Annotated in this window: 16 protein-coding genes; 6 read left to right on the top strand and 10 right to left on the bottom strand. The window is 69.3% G+C overall.

Annotated features, from left to right (window positions below; genetic code table 11):
• Positions 1-46 precede the first annotated feature (46 nt).
• Positions 47-670 carry an ArsR/SmtB family transcription factor gene (locus OC372_RS05315; RefSeq protein WP_105710149.1) on the top strand — a complete coding sequence of 208 codons (624 nt, stop codon included), beginning with the start codon at positions 47-49 and terminating at the stop codon, positions 668-670.
• A complete protein-coding gene (locus OC372_RS05310; RefSeq protein ID WP_029261636.1) occupies positions 667-885 on the top strand; it encodes a hypothetical protein in 219 nt (72 codons plus the stop codon). The genes OC372_RS05315 and OC372_RS05310 overlap by 4 nt, the downstream gene beginning before the upstream one ends.
• Before the next feature lie 31 nt (positions 886-916).
• On the opposite strand, the gene OC372_RS05305 is transcribed toward OC372_RS05310, so the two are convergent.
• Positions 917-1,132: a hypothetical protein gene (locus OC372_RS05305; protein ID WP_105710148.1), complete on the bottom strand. Its 216-nt coding sequence runs from the start codon at positions 1,130-1,132 to the stop codon at positions 917-919.
• A complete protein-coding gene (gene valS / locus OC372_RS05300; protein ID WP_262001119.1) occupies positions 1,132-3,747 on the bottom strand; it encodes a valine--tRNA ligase in 2,616 nt (871 codons plus the stop codon). Before valS ends, OC372_RS05305 begins: the two co-directional genes overlap by 1 nt.
• Positions 3,748-3,904: 157 nt before the next feature.
• Between valS and OC372_RS05295 the strand changes: the two genes are divergently transcribed.
• Complete coding sequence (locus OC372_RS05295) at positions 3,905-4,954, top strand: P1 family peptidase (protein WP_262001118.1); 1,050 nt, start codon at positions 3,905-3,907, stop codon at positions 4,952-4,954.
• A gap of 21 nt (positions 4,955-4,975) precedes the next feature.
• Here the strand turns inward: OC372_RS05295 and OC372_RS05290 are convergent, their stop codons facing one another.
• From OC372_RS05290 to OC372_RS05255, 8 genes are all read right to left on the bottom strand, one after another.
• Positions 4,976-5,788 carry a serine hydrolase gene (locus OC372_RS05290; RefSeq protein ID WP_262001117.1) on the bottom strand — a complete coding sequence of 271 codons (813 nt, stop codon included), beginning with the start codon at positions 5,786-5,788 and terminating at the stop codon, positions 4,976-4,978.
• The gene (locus tag OC372_RS05285) at positions 5,785-6,621 is read right to left on the bottom strand and encodes a serine hydrolase (protein WP_105710144.1); all 837 of its coding nucleotides are present in this window, start codon (positions 6,619-6,621) and stop codon (positions 5,785-5,787) included. Before OC372_RS05285 ends, OC372_RS05290 begins: the two co-directional genes overlap by 4 nt.
• Positions 6,618-7,571, bottom strand: coding sequence for an LD-carboxypeptidase (locus OC372_RS05280; protein ID WP_262001116.1), 954 nt, complete (start codon positions 7,569-7,571; stop codon positions 6,618-6,620). The genes OC372_RS05285 and OC372_RS05280 overlap by 4 nt, the downstream gene beginning before the upstream one ends.
• Positions 7,568-9,217 (bottom strand): ATP-binding cassette domain-containing protein, encoded by a 1,650-nt coding sequence (locus OC372_RS05275; RefSeq protein ID WP_091037104.1) that lies wholly within the window; start codon positions 9,215-9,217, stop codon positions 7,568-7,570. The genes OC372_RS05280 and OC372_RS05275 overlap by 4 nt, the downstream gene beginning before the upstream one ends.
• A 1-nt stretch (position 9,218) precedes the next feature.
• Positions 9,219-10,133: an ABC transporter permease gene (locus OC372_RS05270; protein WP_091037101.1), complete on the bottom strand. Its 915-nt coding sequence runs from the start codon at positions 10,131-10,133 to the stop codon at positions 9,219-9,221.
• Positions 10,130-11,173, bottom strand: a complete 1,044-nt coding sequence (locus OC372_RS05265; RefSeq protein WP_029261645.1) for an ABC transporter permease — start codon at positions 11,171-11,173, stop codon at positions 10,130-10,132. The genes OC372_RS05270 and OC372_RS05265 overlap by 4 nt, the downstream gene beginning before the upstream one ends.
• A 71-nt stretch (positions 11,174-11,244) precedes the next feature.
• The gene (locus OC372_RS05260) at positions 11,245-13,077 is read right to left on the bottom strand and encodes an ABC transporter substrate-binding protein (RefSeq protein WP_105710140.1); all 1,833 of its coding nucleotides are present in this window, start codon (positions 13,075-13,077) and stop codon (positions 11,245-11,247) included.
• 289 nt (positions 13,078-13,366) lie between these two features.
• Positions 13,367-14,515: a M20/M25/M40 family metallo-hydrolase gene (locus OC372_RS05255; RefSeq protein ID WP_262001115.1), complete on the bottom strand. Its 1,149-nt coding sequence runs from the start codon at positions 14,513-14,515 to the stop codon at positions 13,367-13,369.
• Between the two features lie 93 nt (positions 14,516-14,608).
• On the opposite strand from OC372_RS05255, the gene OC372_RS05250 reads away from it, so the two are divergent.
• The 3 genes from OC372_RS05250 to menC are packed head-to-tail and all read left to right on the top strand — an operon-like array spanning position 14,609 to position 17,225.
• Positions 14,609-15,394, top strand: coding sequence for a GNAT family N-acetyltransferase (locus OC372_RS05250; protein WP_146114799.1), 786 nt, complete (start codon positions 14,609-14,611; stop codon positions 15,392-15,394).
• Positions 15,391-16,080, top strand: a complete 690-nt coding sequence (locus OC372_RS05245; protein WP_029261649.1) for a MurR/RpiR family transcriptional regulator — start codon at positions 15,391-15,393, stop codon at positions 16,078-16,080. Before OC372_RS05250 ends, OC372_RS05245 begins: the two co-directional genes overlap by 4 nt.
• Positions 16,077-17,225: an o-succinylbenzoate synthase gene (menC, locus tag OC372_RS05240; RefSeq protein WP_262001114.1), complete on the top strand. Its 1,149-nt coding sequence runs from the start codon at positions 16,077-16,079 to the stop codon at positions 17,223-17,225. Before OC372_RS05245 ends, menC begins: the two co-directional genes overlap by 4 nt.
• Positions 17,226-17,229 lie beyond the last annotated feature (4 nt).

Genomic DNA, 17,229 nt, shown 5'->3' with positions numbered 1-17,229 from the left:
AAAGAAACACTTGCAAAGAAAGCTTTGCAAAGGTATCTTTGCATACATGACGAACGGGACGCAGGTACGGACGCTCGATGCCGGGGCACTCAAGGCGCTCGCGCACCCGCTGCGGGTGAAGATCTTCGACCTGCTGGCGGCTCGCGGCCCGCAGACCGCCAGTTCGCTGGCGGCCCTCGTGGGGGAGACCTCCGGATCCACGAGCTACCACCTTCGCGCACTCGCCGCGCACGACCTCATCCGCGAGGTCGAGGGGCGAGGCACCGCCCGCGAGCGGTGGTGGGAACGGCCGAAGGGACGGATCGACGTTCCCGGTCCCGACGAGATGACCTCGCCCGCCAATCGCGCGGCGGCCCAGATCGTCAACTCGGAGTTCTTCCGTCTTCGTCACGAGACCCTCATGGCCTACGTCAATCGCCCTCAGGCGGACGTGCCGGAGGAGTGGCGCGACACCGGCGTCATCATGACCACGCACCTGGATCTGACGCCGGAGCAGGCGGTGTCGCTCCGCGATGAGCTCGAGGCGATCGTCGAGGGCGCGATCGAGCGCTACCGGGGTCAGACCGGCCCGGACGTGCGGCGGGTGTCGCTGCGAACCGAGCTCTTCGACCTGTCGACACCGTCGACCGCGTCATCCGCACCCGCCACCGACTCGGAGGAGGAATCATGACCACCGCAACGCTTCACCTGATGGCTCCGACCCACACCGAGGCTCGGCTGCTTCGGCTGGCCGAGACTCTCACCGCATGGGTCGCTCGCCGCGTCGCCCGCCGGGCCGAGCGGCACGCGCGCGTTCTCGACAGACTGCGGCAGCAGCAGACACCGACACAGGATCCGCAGTCGTTGACCCGCGCGCTCGCGCAGCTCGACATCCCACGGTTCTGAACGAGCCCGAAGTCTCTCCGTGCGGGCGGGCTCAGTCCGTGAAGGGGCGGGCGACGACCTCGCCGGATGCGGCCTGGAAGACCTCCCAGCCGGCGTCGAGCTCCGCGATGGCGCGGCCCTCGAGCCAGGTGAGGGTCCAGTGGCCGGTGAGGCCCTTCGCCTCCACCGCGGCGATCGCGGGACGCAGCGATGCGGGGACCGAGGCCGGTGCCTCGGATCCGGCCGCCCATCGAGTGCCGAGCTGCATCAGGAACCCTCGACCGGTGCGAGATCGATCGCGGTGACCGCGAACTCCTCGGCCTCGCTGAACTCGAGCTCGGCGATGCGGCCGACGGCGCGGAGGTCATCGGCGGCGGCACGGAGCGCCTCGAGCTTCGCAGCCGGAGCGGCGATCGCGGCGCGCGAGACCGGAGTCTTCTGGGAGGCCTTCGCCTCGGTCTTCGCCCGACGGATGCCGATCAGCGCCTCACTCGCGGCAGCGAGCACGGCCGGGTCGCCGTCGATGCCGAGCGGCGTGGGCCACTCCGCCGTGTGCACGGACCCTTCCTCGAACCACGACCACGATTCCTCGGTGGCGAAGGACAGCACCGGCGCCAGCAGGCGGAGGAGCGTCGAGAGGGCCAGGCGCAGCGAGAGCGCGGCGGAAGCCTGACCCACGTCGGCCTGGTTGTAGGCGCGCTCCTTCACGAGCTCGAGGTAGTCGTCGCAGAAGGTCCAGAAGAACGCCTCGGTCAGTTCGAGCGCGCGGGCGGCGTCGTAGCGATCGAACGCCTTGGTCGCCTCGGTCACCACACCGTCGAGGGCGGTCAGCATCGATGCATCCAGGGCATGCGTCACCTGCGCGCCCTCGGGCACGGGGAACGACAGCACGAACTTGGCCGCGTTCAGCACCTTGATGGCGAGGCGACGGCCGATCTTCACCTGCGTCGGGTTCTGCGGGTCGAACGCCGCATCCATGCCGAGTCGGCTCGATGCCGCCCAGTAGCGCACCGCGTCTGAGCCGTGAGCTTCGAGCACATCGGCCGGGGTGACGACGTTGCCCTTGGACTTCGACATCTTCTTGCGGTCGGGGTCGACGATGAAGCCGGAGATCGCGGCGTTACGCCACGGAGTCCGGTCGTCTTCGAGAGTGGAGCGCAGCATGGTCGAGAACAGCCACGTGCGGATGATGTCCTGACCCTGCGGGCGCAGGTCGAACGGCGCGGTGAGGTTCCAGAGTTCCTCGTCGCGCTGCCAGCCACCCGCGAGCTGCGGCGTGAGGGACGACGTCGCCCAGGTGTCGAGGATGTCGGCCTCGGCGTCGAACCCGCCGGCCACGCCGCGCTGGTCCTCGGTGTATCCGGCGGGGACATCGGTCGTCGGGTCGATCGGGAGCGTCGCCGCGTCGGGGGCGAGCACACGGTCGTAGTCACGCTCGCCGTTCTCGTCGAGCGCGTACCAGAGCGGGATCGGCACTCCGAAGAACCGCTGGCGCGACACCAGCCAGTCGCCGGTGAGGCCGCCGACCCAGTTCTCGTAGCGCACGCGCATGAACTCCGGGTGCCAGGCGAGCTCCTGACCGTGGGCGATGAGCGTGTCGCGCAGCTCGCCGTCGCGGGCGCCGTTGCGGATGTACCACTGGCGGGTCGACACGATCTCGAGCGGACGGTCGCCCTTCTCGAAGAACTTCACCGCGTGGTTGAACGGCTTGCCGACGGCCGTCATGTCACCGGTCTCCTGCAGCTTCTCGACGATCGCCTTGCGCGCGCTGAACACGGTCTTGCCCGCGAGCTCCTCGGCGTACCAGGAGATCGCCTCCGGGTTCTCGACGGACGAGGGCGCCTCGGGGAGGAAGCGTCCGTCGAGGCCGATCGTGGTCATGTTCGGCAGGGGCTCGTTCTCGGTGGTGCGCAGCTCTCGCCACCACACGATGTCGGTCACGTCGCCGAAGGTGCAGACCATCGCCGCTCCCGTGCCCTTGTCGGGCTGGGCGAGGTGGTGTCCGTGGATCTCGATCTCGGCGCCGAAGAACGGCGTCTTCACCTTCGTCCCGATGAGGTGCTTGTGCGGACCCTCCGGGTGCGTCACGAGGGCGATGCATGCGGGGAGCAGCTCCGGGCGCGTGGTGTCGATCGCGATCGATCCCGAGCCGTCCGCGAAGGGGAATTCGATCGTGTGGTACGCGGCCTGCTGGTCGCGGTCCTCGAGCTCTGCCTGCGCGATGGCGGAGCGGAAGTCGATGTCCCACAGGGTCGGTGCGAGTGCCTGGTAGGCCTCGCCGCGCTCGATGTTGCGCAGGAATGCGAGCTGGCTCTGGCGGATAGTGTCGTCCGAGATCGTGCGGTAGGTCTGGGTCCAGTCCACGCTCAGTCCGAGCTGACGGAACAGCGCCTCGAACTGCTTCTCGTCCTCGATGGTGAGGCGCTCGCAGAGCTCGATGAAGTTGCGGCGGCTGATCGGCTGCTGGTCGGCCGCGCGGCTCGACTTGTTGTCGCCGCCCTCGAACGGGGGCGTGAAGTCGGCGTCGTAGGGGAGCGAGGGATCGCAGCGCACGCCGTAGTAGTTCTGCACGCGGCGCTCCGTGGGAAGGCCGTTGTCGTCCCAGCCCATCGGGTAGAACACGGTCTTGCCGCGCATGCGCTCGTAGCGGGCCTTCACGTCGGTGTGCGTGTACGAGAACACGTGCCCGATGTGCAGGCTTCCGGATGCCGTCGGCGGCGGGGTGTCGATCGAGTACACGCCCTCGCGGCCGGCCTGTGCCGCGCGCAGACGGTCGAACAGGTAGGTGCCCTGCTCCGCCCAGGCGGCGTCCCACTTCGCTTCGAGACCTTCGAGTACGGGCTTGTCGGGAATCCCGGTGGGAATCGATTCGGAAGCAGGCATGGGGTCTCCTCGAGCGATGTATGCGGCACTGTGTGAGCGTGCCTGAGTGTGGGGTGTGCGGACCAGTCTACCGAGCGAGCGGAAGGCCGGCTGGACACGGCGGAGTCGCCCGGCGCGGCGCGGATGTCCGCTCCTCCGCCCCTGGAAGGATCGGAGCATGACACCGCTGTCGTCCGCCTCCTCCCGTCCCCGCCTCGCCGACCTCGGCGTCCCGTCGGGGGCGTTCGCGCGCGGTGCGGAGAACGCGATCACCGATGTCGGCGGTGTCCGGGTCGGGCACGCCACGCTGCACGGCGATGGTCTCCACACCGGGGTCACCGCGATCGTGCCCGATGCCCTGACCGGGGAGCGCCGCAGCCTCCCCGCGAACCTCTCGGTCGGCAACGGCTACGGCAAGCTCGTCGGTGCCACGCAGCTCCGCGAGCTCGGCGCACTGGAGACCCCGATCCTCCTCACCTCGACCCTGTCGGTCTTCCGCGTCGCCGACGCGCTGCTCGGACACCTGCTGGCGACCCCGTCCCACGCGCGGACGATGACGCTGAACCCGGTCGTGGGTGAGACGAACGACGGCTTCCTCTCCGACATCCGGCGCCGGGCCGTCGGCGAGGAGCAGGTGGTCCAGGCGTTGGAGGCGGCGGCCGCCGGCCCCGTCGTGGAGGGGTGCGTCGGGGCCGGTGCGGGGACGGTCGCGCTCGGCTACAAGGGCGGCATCGGCACGTCGTCCCGACTCGTCGACGTCGCCGGACGGACGCGCACGGTCGGTGCCCTGGTGCAGACCAACTTCAGTGGGACGTTGCGGATCGCGGGAGTACCGCTTCCCGCGGAGGAGCTGCTGGCCGAGGCCGCAGCTCAACCCGTCGGCAACTCGTGCATGATCGTCGTCGCGACGGATGCGCCCGTCGACGGACGCCAGCTCGGGCGGGTGGCCGGCCGTGCGGTGTTCGCGATGCGGGGCGTCGGCGCCGACTACGCGCAGGGCAGCGGCGACTACGCGATCGCGTTCTCGGTGCACGATCCGGCGCTCGGAGGTCCGGTGGCGGACGACGTGCTGTCGCCGCTGTTCGCCGCCACGATGGATGCCGTGGAGGAGGCCCTGATCAACTCCGTGCTCGCCGCCGAGACGACCGTCGGCCCCGATGGTCGGACCGCGCGTGCGGTGCCCATCGACGAGGTCCGGGCGCGTCTCGCCCGCGCCGGGGCCGTCTGACCCGCGTGCACAGCCGTGGACTCACCCGGCGAGCGCGTTGCGGATGCCCTCGCCGATCGTGCGCATCGCGGCCAGCACCGGTCCGCGCCAGTCCGCGCCGCGGTCCCAGTTCGCCAGCACCGCATAGGCGATCCGGCGATCCGGCGACATCACGATGCCCGTGTCGGCGCGCACCCGGGAGATCGTGCCGGTCTTGTTGAGCAGCCAGATGCCGCGGTCGAAGCCCCAGTGTGCGAGCGGGTCGAGGTCGAAGGCGGACGCGACCATCGACAGGTCCATGCCCGCGCCGAGCCAGCGTCGGAGGGTGTCGGCCGATGCCGGGGTCAGGTCGGTCCCGTCGGCGAGACGCGTCATGAATCGCACCAGTTCGGTGGCGCTCGCATGCGACAGCGTCGTCGGAGCGCCGGGCGGGATCGGCCATCGCACGATGTCGTCCAGCGCGGAGGAGGTGTAGCCGAGGGCGCGCGTGTGCTCCTGGACCACGGGGATCCCGATCACCCGGCCCAGGGTGTTCGTCGCGGCGTTGTCGCTGACCGCGCCGATGAGGGCGGCCACGTCGTGGAGCGACAGCTCCGCCGCTTGCAGCAGGTACCAGAGTCCGGAGTCGTCGATGGACTCCACGGGGCGGCGCGTCACGCGCTCTTCCAGGCTCCGCGTCCCGGCATCGACCTCGGTGAGCAGCCGATGAAGCAGGAAGATCTTGCCGACGCTCGCGGTATCGAGCGCCGCCTCGGGCTCATGCTGCAGCAGCACCTCGCCGGTGTCGATGTCCTTCACCAGGACGGACCACACCGCGCCGTGATCCGCAGGCAGTTCCGCGCCGATGACGCTCATGCGAGCCCCGTCTCGTCACGCGCGAGCCCGGTGACATGCAGTCGGATCCGCTCTCCGATGTCTCTCATACCGTCGATGACGGGCGCGCGCAGATCGGTCGGACTCTGCTTCCAGTTCGCGGCCACCGCGTAGGCGACGGTCGCGACGGGGCCGCGGAGTAGGCCGGTGTCGACGCGGGCGAATCCGACGCTGCCGGTCTTGTGCCGCAGGACCATGCCCTGGTACTCGGCGTCCACGTGGGCGAGCGGGTCGAGCAGAAAGGCATCGGCGGTCATGGACGTGTCGGTGTCGGCGGCCAGCCAGTCGAGCACGCGTGCGCTCACCGCGGGGGAGAAGGCCTCACCGGCACCGAGGCGGCGCATCAGGTCGGCCAGTTCCGCCGCGGTGCCGTACGACGGTGTCCAGGGCAGGTCGGGCGTGCGCTCGTTGCGGATGTAGTCGTGCAGCGAGGTCTGCGTGTATCCGAGGGCCGGCGCGACGGCGCGCACGGACTCGAGGCCGCACAGGTGGATGAGGGCGTTCGTGGCGAGGTTGTCGCTCACCGCGCCGACGAGGAGGGCGGCGTCGTGCACGCCGATACCCTGATTGCGCATCCGGTAGAGCAGACCGGAGTCCTCCACACGGTGCCCCTCCGGGATGGCGACCGGCTGATCCGGATCGAGCGTGCCGTCTTCGAGTCGGCGCGCGACTTCGAGCAGGAGGAAGATCTTGCCGATGCTGGCGGTCTCGCACTGCACGTGTGGGTCGTGCTCGGCGAGGGTGGCGCCGCTGTCGGCGTCGATCATCCGCACCGACCAGGTGATGCGGGGATCGAGCGTCGGCACGGCGATCATCCGGGCACTCCCACCGTGAGTCGCGGCTCATCCGTCATCGCATCGAGGACGCCGTCGACGCCGAGGGGGATCGTCAGGGCGTGCGGGTCGTGTCCGAAGCCTTGCTCCCACAGCACGGGTACGCCCGCATCCTGGAACTCGTCGCGCATGAGGGCGTGCACGAGGTCGAGGTCGCCGCATTCGTGCCAGGAGCCCAGCACGATCCCGTTCACCTGCGCGAGTCGCCCCGCCCTCCGCAGCTGCGTCACGAAGCTGTCCAGCCGGTAGGGCTCCTCGGTGATGTCCTCGAGGAAAAGGATGCCGGGAGCCGGCACGGCAGCCTCGGGGGCGCCGAGCCCGGCGGCGAGCAGGCTGAGATTGCCGCCGGTGAAACGCCCGACCGCGCGCCCCGGTGTCATCACCTCGGTCTTCGGGCCGATCAGCTCGCGTCCGCGCCAGGGCTCGAACAACCACCGCTGCACGTCGGCGCGCACCTGTTCCGAGTCGCGGAAGACGTTGTTGCCCGCCATCGGGCAGAACAGCGTCGCCAGGTCCAGATGCGCGCGCATGGTCTCGTGCAGCGCGGTGATGTCGGAGGAGCCGGTGAGGAGCTTCGGGCGACCGTCGCGCCGCAGCGCTCCGCGGCGCATCTCCGCCCAGTCGATGCCGTCGAGCAGTCGCAGTGCCCCGTACCCGCCCCGGGCGGCCACGACGGCATCCACGTCCGGGTCCATCCACGCATCGACGAGATCCGAGCGGCGCACATCGTCGGGACCGGCGAGGTACGACGCGCGCGGGTGCGGGGTGAGCACGTGGTCGCCCACCCGCACCCGCAGACCCCATGACTCGTAGTAGTCGACCGCGCGCTGCGTGTTCTCCTCGTTCCCCGGCCCGGACGGCGAGACGATCGCCACGGTATCTCCGGGCTGCAGCGGGGCGGAGTCGAGGTAAGGAGAGGTCGTGCGGGTCATGCCGGCTGCTCCTCGATGCGCGGTGCTGCGGAGAGCAGATGCCGGGTGTACTCGTGCTGTGGATTCAACAGGACCTCCTCGGTCGTGCCCCGTTCGACGATCTCCCCGCGGTACATCACGGCGACGCTGTGGGCGATGTTCCAGGCGAGGCCCAGGTCGTGCGTGATGACGAGCGCGGAGAGTCCGAGCCGCCGGCGCAGGTCGAGCAGCAGGCCGAGGATCTCTCCCCGCACCGAGGCATCGAGCGAAGCGACGGGTTCGTCGGCGATGAGCATCTGCGGCTGCACGGCGAGGGCACCGGCGATGACCACGCGCTGGCGCTGCCCGCCGCTGAGCTCCTGTGGGATGGCACTGAAGAACCTCTCCGGCGGCGTCATCTCGGCATCAGTGAGGCTCTGGGCCACGCGCTCGCGTTCGTCGCCTGTGAAGTGCTGCACCCGCAGACCTTCGGCGACCGACTCGTACACGCTGTGCTTCGGGTTCAGCGCGGCCCAGGGATCCTGGAGCACGAGCTGCACCTGAGAGCGGAAGTGCGCGAGGTCGCGGCCCTTCGTTGGCATCTCCGCGCCGTCGAAGAGGATCCGGGAGCCGGGGTCGGCGGGCTGCAGGCCCATGAGCGCCCTGGCGAGTGTCGACTTCCCTGAACCGGATTGTCCGACGAGCGCGACGATCTCGCCTCGACGCACGGTGAGGTCGACGTCGCGCACGGCGTGCACCGGCCGACTACCCGATCGATAGGTGACGTTGACCCCGCGGGCCTCCAGCAGCACCTCGTCGCCATGGGCGATGTCCGGCACCTCGTCGGCGCCCTGCCCGTGCCGGGTCACCGGCGCCAGGCGGGAGGCCGGATCGCCGATGGTGGGGAAGGCGTCGGCCAGCTGCCGGGTGTAGTCCTGCGTCGGACGCGTGCAGACGGCGTAGCTCTCACCGACCTCGACGAGTTCGCCGTCGCGCATGATGGCGATGCGCTGGCACGCCGTCGCGAGGACCGACAGGTCGTGGCTGATCATCAGCATCGAGATGCCGCGCTCGGAGACGAGCCGCGAGATCATGTCGAGGATCTGCTTCTGCACGATGACATCGAGAGCGGTCGTCGGCTCGTCGGCGATGATGACCTCGGGGTCGCACGCCAGGGCCATCGCGATCATCACCCGCTGCTTCTGGCCGCCGGAGAGCTCGTGCGGGTACGACTCGGACTTCTGCTGCGGGAGGTCGACGACATCCAGCAGCTCCGCCATGCGCTGCTTGCGGCCCTTCTCGCTCTTCCAGCGATCCGACGCGTGCAGCTCCAGGGCCTCGAGCAGCTGCCAGCCCACGGTCCGCACCGGGTTCAGCGAGTGCATCGCCCCCTGGAACACGATGGAGGTCTGCGCCCAGCGCACCGCGCGGAGCTGGCCGAAGGAGAGCTCCGCGACGTCCTGGTCGCCCAGGAGCACGCGGCCGCTCAGGCGTGCGTTGTGGGGCAGCAGGCGCAGCACGCTCATCGCCAGGGTCGATTTACCGGACCCCGACTCCCCGGCGATGCCGAGCGTCTGGCCCGCCGGCAGCGTCAGTGAGACGTTGCGGACGGCGGCGACCTCGTCCCGCCCGGCGCGCCCGGCGGTGCGGTAGGTGATCGAGACGTCGTCGAAGATCAGATCGGGCATGTCATCGGCTCCTCAGCGTCGGGTTCGTGATGTTCTCGACGGCGCGGCCCATCAGGGTGAACGACAGCACCACCAGGACGATCGCGATACCGGGCACGAGCACGTACCACCAGTAGCCGCTGGTCGCCGCGGACACGTCCATCGCGTTCTTCAGGATCGAGCCCCAGGACTGCAGCGTGGTGTCGCCGAGCCCGAGGAACGCCAGCGTGGACTCGGAGATGATCGCCGAACCCACCGTGAGCGTGGTGTTGGCGAGCACCAGAGGCAGCACGCCGGGGAGGAGGTGCTTGATGATGATGTGCCAGTGGCCGGCGCCGAGGGCCCGCGAGCGCTCGATGTAGTCGCGCGATTCGATCGACAGGGTCTGCGCCCGCACCACGCGCGCCGTGCCTGCCCAGGAGGTGAGCCCGATCGCGATGATGATCGTCCAGACACCGCGGCTGAGCACCGAGGAGAGCACGATCGCGAGGATGAGCGAGGGCAGCACGAGGAAGAAGTCGATGATGCGCATCATCAGGCCGCCGAAGAAGCCGGTGAAGTGACCGGCGGAGAGCCCGACCAGTGTGCCGATGACCATCGACATCGCGGTGGCCGCGAGCCCGACCAGAAGGGAGACGCGCGCCCCCCACACCATGCGGACCCAGATCTCGCGGCCCTGCTGATCGGTGCCGAGCGGATGCTGCCACGAGGGCGGCGCGAACCGCTCCGGGTCGACGAGCTTGGTGACGTCGAGCATGCTCGACGGTGCGATCACCGGTGCCAGGATGGCCACCGCCGCGACGATGACCAGGAAGATCAGACCGACCATGCCCGCGCGGTGGTGCGTGAACTGGCGGCAGAAGTCGGCGAACGCCGCCCCACGGCGGTGCCAGGCGAGCGCGCGGGGCGAGCGGATGGAAGTGGATGCCGTGCTCATGCGCGCCTCACCCTCGGGTCGAGCTGACGGTAGATGAGGTCCGCGATGAGGTTCATCACGATGATGATCGTGGAGAACACCACGAAGGTGCCCTGCAGGAGGGGCAGGTCGGGACCGGAGATGGCCTCGAAGGTGAGCTTGCCCAGTCCGGGCCACGAGAACACGGTCTCCACCGTCACCGCCCCGGCGATCAGCCCGCCGATGTGCATGAAGACGAGGGTGACGGTCGGGAGCAGGGCGTTGGGGACGGCGTGGCGGCGGCGCACGAGGTCTTCCCGTAGTCCCTTCGCGCGCGCGGTCGTGAGATAGTCGGCGCCCATCTCCTCCAGGAGCGAGCTGCGCATCACCATCAGGTACTGCGCATAGACGACGGCGACCATCGTGATCACGGGCAGGACCATGTGCGAGATCACGTCGAGGACGGCGCCGACGGGATCGGTGGGCGGGTTGGGGGAGACCATCCCGCCGGTGGGGAACCAGTGCAGCGTGCCGCCGAAGATCATCAGCAGCAGCAGGGCGAGCCAGAACGTCGGGACCGACCAGAACACCAGCGAGGTGCCCGAGACGATGCGGTCGAAGGTGGAGCCGTGCTTCCACGCGGCCTTCTGCCCGAGCCACAGGCCGAGGGCGATGGCGATGATCGCCGCGGTGCCGGTGAGGAGGATCGTGTTCCAGAAATACATGCCGATGAGTTCGGAGACCGAGGTGCGGTACACGTAGCTCGTGCCGAAGTTCAGCGTGAAGACGTTGCCGAGGTAGTCGATGAACTGCTGCCACAGGGGCTTGTTCAGGCCGAGCTGCTCGCGCAACTGCGCCACCTGTTCGGCGCTCATGCCGCGCTCGCGCGCGATCGATGCGACCGGGTCTCCGGGCAGGATTTTGAAGGCGAAGAATCCGAGGAGGATGACCATCGCCATGCTGATGGCCGCGCCGCCCAGCTTGACCAGGAAGTAGCGGAGGCCGCCGAGACCTCTCGGCTGCTCCTCGGCTGCGGCGCTGGTGGCGATGGCGGATGTGGATGGGGGAACCGCGTTCGACATGAAGTCTCCTTACAGCGGACCGGGAGACGCCGCGGGGGCGGATGACCGCCGCCCGCGGCGTCTCGCTGGAGTCATTCGACGTCGGCGATGTTGCGACGACGGATCAGGAAGAAGACCAGTCCTCCGATGAGGACCACTCCCACCACGATGCCTCCGATGATGAGTCCGGTGTTCGTGCCGGTGCCGCTGGCGGTCGCGCCCTCGACGGGCTCGACCGTGAGGTAGCCCCAGTAGCCGGCCTGGTTCGCGATGATGCCGCCGTCCTTGGGCTGCAGGGTGAAGCCGGTGAAGCGGTCGGAGCGGTAGGCCTCGAGCGAGTTGGCGTACCAGGTGGCGACCTGCGCCGTGTCGGTGTAGTTCAGCGCCAGCATGTCGTGCACGATCTCCTGGCGCTTCTCCTCGTCGGTCTCCGAGCGCTGCTGGGCGTACAACTCGTCGAACTCGGGGTTGCAGTAGCCGTCCTGCGTGGTGCCGCCGGTGCCGTCGGTCGCCGTGGGCAGGTTCATGCAGGTGTTGATGCCGAGCTGGTAGTCGGGGTCGGGGTTGACGGACCATCCGCTGAAGTACAGGTCGTAGTCGCCGGACGTGGCCTTCGCGCTGATGGTGTCGGAGTCGGTCGACTCGACCGCGATCTCGATCCCGATGTCCTTCATCCACGGGACGAAGAACTCGGCGATGGACTGCTCGTTCGAGTCGTCGGCGTCCGTCAGCAGGCGCAGGCTCAGACGCTGTCCGTCCTTCTCCCGGATGCCGTCGGCAGCGGGCACCCAGCCCGCGTCGTCGAGCTTCGCCTTCGCTGCGTCGGGGTCGAATCCGACGATCACCTCGTCGTCGTCCGACAGGTGCCACTTCGGGAAGGACGCGGGGATGAAGCTGGTGGCCTGCACGCCCTCGCCGGAGAGCACCTTGTCGAGCAGCGTCTCCGTGTCGGTGCCGAGGCGGATCGCCTGGCGGACCTCGAGGTCCTTCAGCGCCGCGTTACCGGTGCCGTAGGGCACGTTCTCGCGGGTCTGCTGGCCCAGGTTGATGCTGATCGAGTGATAGCGGCGTCCGATCCCGGAATGGGTCGTGATGCCCTCGACGCCGTCGAGCGCCTCGAACTGCGTCGGGGTGAGGCCAGAGACGAGGTCGACGTCGCCGGCCTTCAGCGCCTGCACCTGGGCGTCCGAGTTGGTGTAGTACACGTACTGGATCGCGTCGATCTTGGGGGCACCACGCCAGAAGTTCTTGTTCGCCTTGAGCACGATCGACTGGTTGGCCGAGTAGCTGTCCAGGACGAAGGGGCCGGAGCCGACCACCTCGGAGTCGTTCGCGAACGTGGTCGGGTCGTCGACCGCCTCCCAGATGTGCTGCGGGACGATCGGGATCTCGGAGCCGGGGTTGGGTGCCTGCGGCGTCTTGAGCGAGATCACCACGGTCTTGTCGTCGGGGGTCTCGACCGAGTCGAAGTTGGAGACGAGGTTGCCGTTCGCGGTCCCGAGGGCCGGCACGGTCATCATCTGGTCGTAGGTGTACTTCACATCGGCCGAGGTGATCGGCTCGCCGTCCGACCAGGTGAGATCGTCCTGCAGGGTGAAGGTCCAGGTCTGGCCGCCGTCGCTGGCCTCCCAGGAGTCGGCGAGGCCCTTGGTGGGGGAACCGTCCTCGGCGTCGTTCTGCACGAGGGACTCGTACACGTAGCGGATGATGTTCGTCGGCGTCAGGTAGATCGAGATGAACGGGTTGAACGTGTCGACGAAGCCGGACGTCGCGATGCGCAACGTGGTCTCGGAGGCGGGGGATTCGGTGGCGGCACTCACGGACTGCGCCTGAGCGGCACCGGCGGGAGCAGCGATGAGGAGCGCGGAGGCGATCGCAGCGGCGGTCAGACTTCGTGCTGTTCTGGAGCGGGGGGCAAGACGCATAGAAGAAGTCCCTTCGGGCGCCGCCCGGATCCACGATGAAGCCGGGTCGGTGGAGACCATGCAAGCGGAAGTCTGCCTCCGGGTCAAGGGATTCGTTGCGTATCGTCGAAGATTTTTCGCAAGTCGGCATCTGGGCGCAGGTTGCTTTCCGGGTGTAACAGCCCGGAAACATGCGGATGCAAGGATGCGCCCCACGCGAAGGGAGTTCGAAGATGCAGTATTTCCGTCCCGAGATCCGGAACGTATCCCTCGGATCAGCGTGATCAGGGCGCAAACGGGAATCGTATCCTCACTCCGCGGGCAGGGTGAGCACGGCACGCAGGAGTGCGATGCGCTCGCCGAGGGAGGAGCGCAGGAAGTGCTCGTCCTCCGCATGCGCGCCACCTCCGCGGGGTCCGAATCCGTCGACCGTCGGCAGCCCGAGGGCGCCCAGCAGATTGGTGTCGCCCGCGCCGGCCGCCGGACGCGCCTCGATGCGCTGTCCGATGCCCGCGGCGGACCGTTCGATGGTCGCCACCAGCGCGGCGTCCTGCGCGGAGGCGAGCCAGGCAGGGCGGGCGCTCAAGGTCTCGACGACGATCTCCGCACCGGCGCGGACGGGCCGCAGTGCGGCGAGTGCCCGCATCACCCGCTCCTCGGTGACCGGATCGGTGAAGCGGAGACCGATCTCCGCCTCTGCCCGTGCGGGGATCACGTTGGCGCGGGCGCCACCGGAGATCGTCCCCACATTGCAGAGCACGGGTCCCGGCAAGGCGGGATCCGCGACGATCTCTCGCACCCGCATCAACTGATCGACGAGCTCGTCCACGGCGGAGATGCCGTGCTCGGGGTCGAGGGCGGCGTGTGCGGCGCGCCCGGTGACCGCGATCCTGACCCGTGCGCTCCCGCGCCTGCCGACCTTGAGGGCGCCGTCCGGATGTGGCGACTCGAATCCGATGGCCGCGACAGCTCCGCGTGCGCGTTCGGCGAGCAGGGGACCCGACTCGGGCGAGCCGACCTCCTCGTCGGCGACCAGGACGATGCGCACGGCTCTGCGGCGTTCGCGCGGGAGCGGCTGAAGTCGCCGCAGGGCTTCGAGCATGACCACGATCCCGGCCTTCATGTCGTAGGCGCCGGGCCCGCGCACGACGTCGCCCTGCTGAGACCAGGGCAGCGCGCCGTCGAGGGTGCCCTCCGGCCACACGGTGTCGGTGTGACCGATCAGGAGGTACGGATCGCCGGCTCCGGCGACGTCGATGACGAGATCCGTTCCCGCGGCGGTCGGCTCCTGGCGGACCTCCCCGCCGACGCCCTCGAACCATCCGGTGAGGAGATCGGCGATGCTGCGGCTCGCCACGGCATCGCGGGTGGGCGACTCGCGGGTCACAAGTTCGCGCACGAGTGCGATGATGTCGTCTGAAGGGTGGTCCGCTCCGGGAGCTGCCGGGAAAGTGGTCACAGTTACGAACCGTATCTGCCTCTTGATTGAGGTGCAAGCCGCCGATAACATCGCTCCCAGCTGCATCACTCGTTCGATCTTAGGAAACGTATCGTGCCTCACTCTTCGGTGGCCGCCGACGCGGGCGTCGGTTACGACTGCCGCGAACTGACCCAGTACTCCGAGTTCCGTGAGGCGGCGGCACTCTATGCGCGCGTCTTCGCGTACACCGAGCAGGAGTACGCGCTCAACGCCAATCTGCTCACCGCGCTCGCACGTAACGGCGGATCCGCGGTGGGGGCCTTCGCAGACGACGGGGGGCTCATCGGGTTCGCGTACGGCTTCGCGGGCTGCGATGCGAGCGGGACCCACTTCCACTACTCGCAGGCGGCCGCGGTCGATGCCGCGCAGCAGGGCCGCGGAGTCGGTCAGGCGCTCAAGCTCGCCCAACGCGACGTCGCGCTCCGGTGGGGGCAGCAGTCCATGCGCTGGACCTTCGATCCGCTGCTGGCACGGAACGCGCACTTCAACCTCAGCTCGCTCGGTGCGGTCGGCATCGCGTTCGAACGCGACTACTACGCCCGGCCCGACACCGACCGGCTCGTGGTCTCCTGGGATCTGACCGCGACCACGACCGCACCCCGGGCGCCGCGATCGGGCGTTCCGGCGGGACTGGGCAGGGAGGACTGGGGGCGCGTCGTGCACGTCGGCGACGCCGATTGGATCGCGATCCCCGCGCGTGCGGATGAGCTCGCCCCCGGCGAGCGCCCGGCGCTGCGGCGGCAGCTGGAGAGTGCGATGACGGAGGTGTTCCGGCGAGGCGACGTGCTCGTCGCGGCCTCCCGTGTCGACGAGCACACCGCGGTCTACCGCGCCACATCAGGGAAGGCCATCGCATGAGCGACCAGCAGCACGAGGACCGCGAGCTCGTTTCGCCGCGGGACCGCTTCGGCGAGCGCATCCGGACCAACCTCTCGGCGGAGAGCATCCAGGCGCGCATCATCGAGACCGAGCTGCGCACGCTCGCGCTCACGTTCGAGGAGCTGAGCACGTCGGCCCAGGTGCCGCAGGCCGCGGCGCTGCTGCTGGGCGCCCGACGACGCTACGTCGCGGGTGAGGGGAAGGCGGCGGCCTACGCGCAGCTGCTCAACGCCGACCTGTCCGCGACGCTGTCCAACGTCTTCCTCGTCGACGGGCATGCGCTGCAGCCGCTGACCGTGCTGACGGATGTACGGGCCTCCGACGTGCTCATCGCCTTCTCCCTCCGGCGCTACCGCGAGGAGACCGTGCGGCTCGGGCAGTTGTTCCGGGAGGCCGGCGGGCAGCTCGTGGTGATCACCGACAGCGAGGACGCCCCGCTGGCGCCGCTCGCGACCTCGCTCATCCGGGTGCGCACCGGGTCGGCGTCCTACGCGGACTCGCCCACCCCGGTCGCGGCCGTCTGCCACCTGCTGAGTGCGCTGACGACGGCGAGCGCGAAGGGAGCCCGCCGTCGCCTGGCCGAGCGCGATCGGCTCGTCGCACGACTGGGACTGTACAGTTCGGATCCCTCGCGGCCCGAGGTCGACGAGGAGGCGGAGACGTGAAGATCACCCGCATCCGGTTGTTCGCGGTGCGTCAGGACCTGCGGCACAGCTTCGAGACCAGTTCGCATCGTAAATCCGGCATCGAGCACATCATCGTCGAGGCCACCGACGAGGAAGGCCGTCGTGGCTGGGGAGAGATCGCCGCGCCCAGCGACCCGTACTTCGGCGCGGAGACGACCACGACGGCGTGGGAGATCGCCACCCGCTACCTCGTGCCGGCCCTCGTCGGTGCCGAGGGTGAGGAACCTGCCGATCTGGAGATGACGTGGGCGCGGGTACGCGGCAACGAGTTCGCCCGAGCCGGCTTCTCCGGCGCGGTGTGGGACCTCTTCGCCCGCCGCCGGGGGCTCTCCCTCGCGACGGCGCTCGGGGGCACCCGTGACGAGGTGGTGGCAGGAGTCTCGCTCGGCATCGAGCCGTCGATCGACGAGCTCCTGGGCCAGGTGGAGCTGCAGCGCGCGGCAGGATATCCGCGCGTGAAGCTCAAGATCGCCCCCGGGTGGGACGTGGAGCCGGTGCGAGCGGTGCGCGACGCGCACCCCGACCTCGACCTCCACGTCGACGCGAACGGCGCGTATCCCGACGACGACGACTCCGCTGCCGTGTTCACACAGCTCGACGCACTGGGTCTGACCATGATCGAGCAGCCGTTCGCCCCGCGGGAGATGGTGGCGCATGCGACGCTCCAGGCCCGGATCGGAACGGCGGTGTGCCTGGACGAGTCCGTCATCGGGCTCGGCGATCTGCGCACGATGATCAGGCTCTCCGCCGCGCGCATCCTCAACATCAAGGTGTCGCGGATGGGGGGACTCACCGTCGCGAAGGCGGCGCACGACCTCGCCGTCGACGCCGGCATCCCCGTCTGGTGCGGGGGCATGCACGAGTTCGGGATCGGTCGGGCGGCGAACGTCGCGATCTCGGCACTGCCCGGGTTCCTCCTCCCGTCGGACGTCTCCGGTTCCGACAAGTACTACGTCGACGACATCATCGCCCCACCCGTCACCGCGGTGGAGGGCAGGGTGCAGGTTCCTCGCGGAGCGGGCATCGGCCACGACGTCCTCGTGGAGCGGATCGAGCGGGCCGTGTTCCGCACCTGGGATTCCGCCGACACCACCGTCCGCGATCCCGCGCTCACGCACGGGTGAGACG

Source organism: Microbacterium sp. Mcb102 (genome assembly GCF_024519805.1).
Lineage (GTDB): Bacteria > Actinomycetota > Actinomycetes > Actinomycetales > Microbacteriaceae > Microbacterium.
The sequence above is the reverse complement of the archived record's forward strand: the minus strand, read 5'-3'. Positions and strand labels throughout refer to the sequence as shown.

What these genes read in the sequence shown, in the direction of transcription:
- OC372_RS05315 (WP_105710149.1), top strand. Translation starts at nt 47, where the DNA reads ATGACGAACGGGACGCAGGTACGGACGCTCGATGCCGGGGCACTCAAG.
- OC372_RS05310 (WP_029261636.1), top strand. Translation starts at nt 667, where the DNA reads ATGACCACCGCAACGCTTCACCTGATGGCTCCGACCCACACCGAGGCT.
- OC372_RS05305 (WP_105710148.1), bottom strand. Translation starts at nt 1,132, where the DNA reads ATGCAGCTCGGCACTCGATGGGCGGCCGGATCCGAGGCACCGGCCTCG.
- valS (WP_262001119.1), bottom strand. Translation starts at nt 3,747, where the DNA reads ATGCCTGCTTCCGAATCGATTCCCACCGGGATTCCCGACAAGCCCGTA.
- OC372_RS05295 (WP_262001118.1), top strand. Translation starts at nt 3,905, where the DNA reads ATGACACCGCTGTCGTCCGCCTCCTCCCGTCCCCGCCTCGCCGACCTC.
- OC372_RS05290 (WP_262001117.1), bottom strand. Translation starts at nt 5,788, where the DNA reads ATGAGCGTCATCGGCGCGGAACTGCCTGCGGATCACGGCGCGGTGTGG.
- OC372_RS05285 (WP_105710144.1), bottom strand. Translation starts at nt 6,621, where the DNA reads ATGATCGCCGTGCCGACGCTCGATCCCCGCATCACCTGGTCGGTGCGG.
- OC372_RS05280 (WP_262001116.1), bottom strand. Translation starts at nt 7,571, where the DNA reads ATGACCCGCACGACCTCTCCTTACCTCGACTCCGCCCCGCTGCAGCCC.
- OC372_RS05275 (WP_091037104.1), bottom strand. Translation starts at nt 9,217, where the DNA reads ATGCCCGATCTGATCTTCGACGACGTCTCGATCACCTACCGCACCGCC.
- OC372_RS05270 (WP_091037101.1), bottom strand. Translation starts at nt 10,133, where the DNA reads ATGAGCACGGCATCCACTTCCATCCGCTCGCCCCGCGCGCTCGCCTGG.
- OC372_RS05265 (WP_029261645.1), bottom strand. Translation starts at nt 11,173, where the DNA reads ATGTCGAACGCGGTTCCCCCATCCACATCCGCCATCGCCACCAGCGCC.
- OC372_RS05260 (WP_105710140.1), bottom strand. Translation starts at nt 13,077, where the DNA reads ATGCGTCTTGCCCCCCGCTCCAGAACAGCACGAAGTCTGACCGCCGCT.
- OC372_RS05245 (WP_029261649.1), top strand. Translation starts at nt 15,391, where the DNA reads ATGAGCGACCAGCAGCACGAGGACCGCGAGCTCGTTTCGCCGCGGGAC.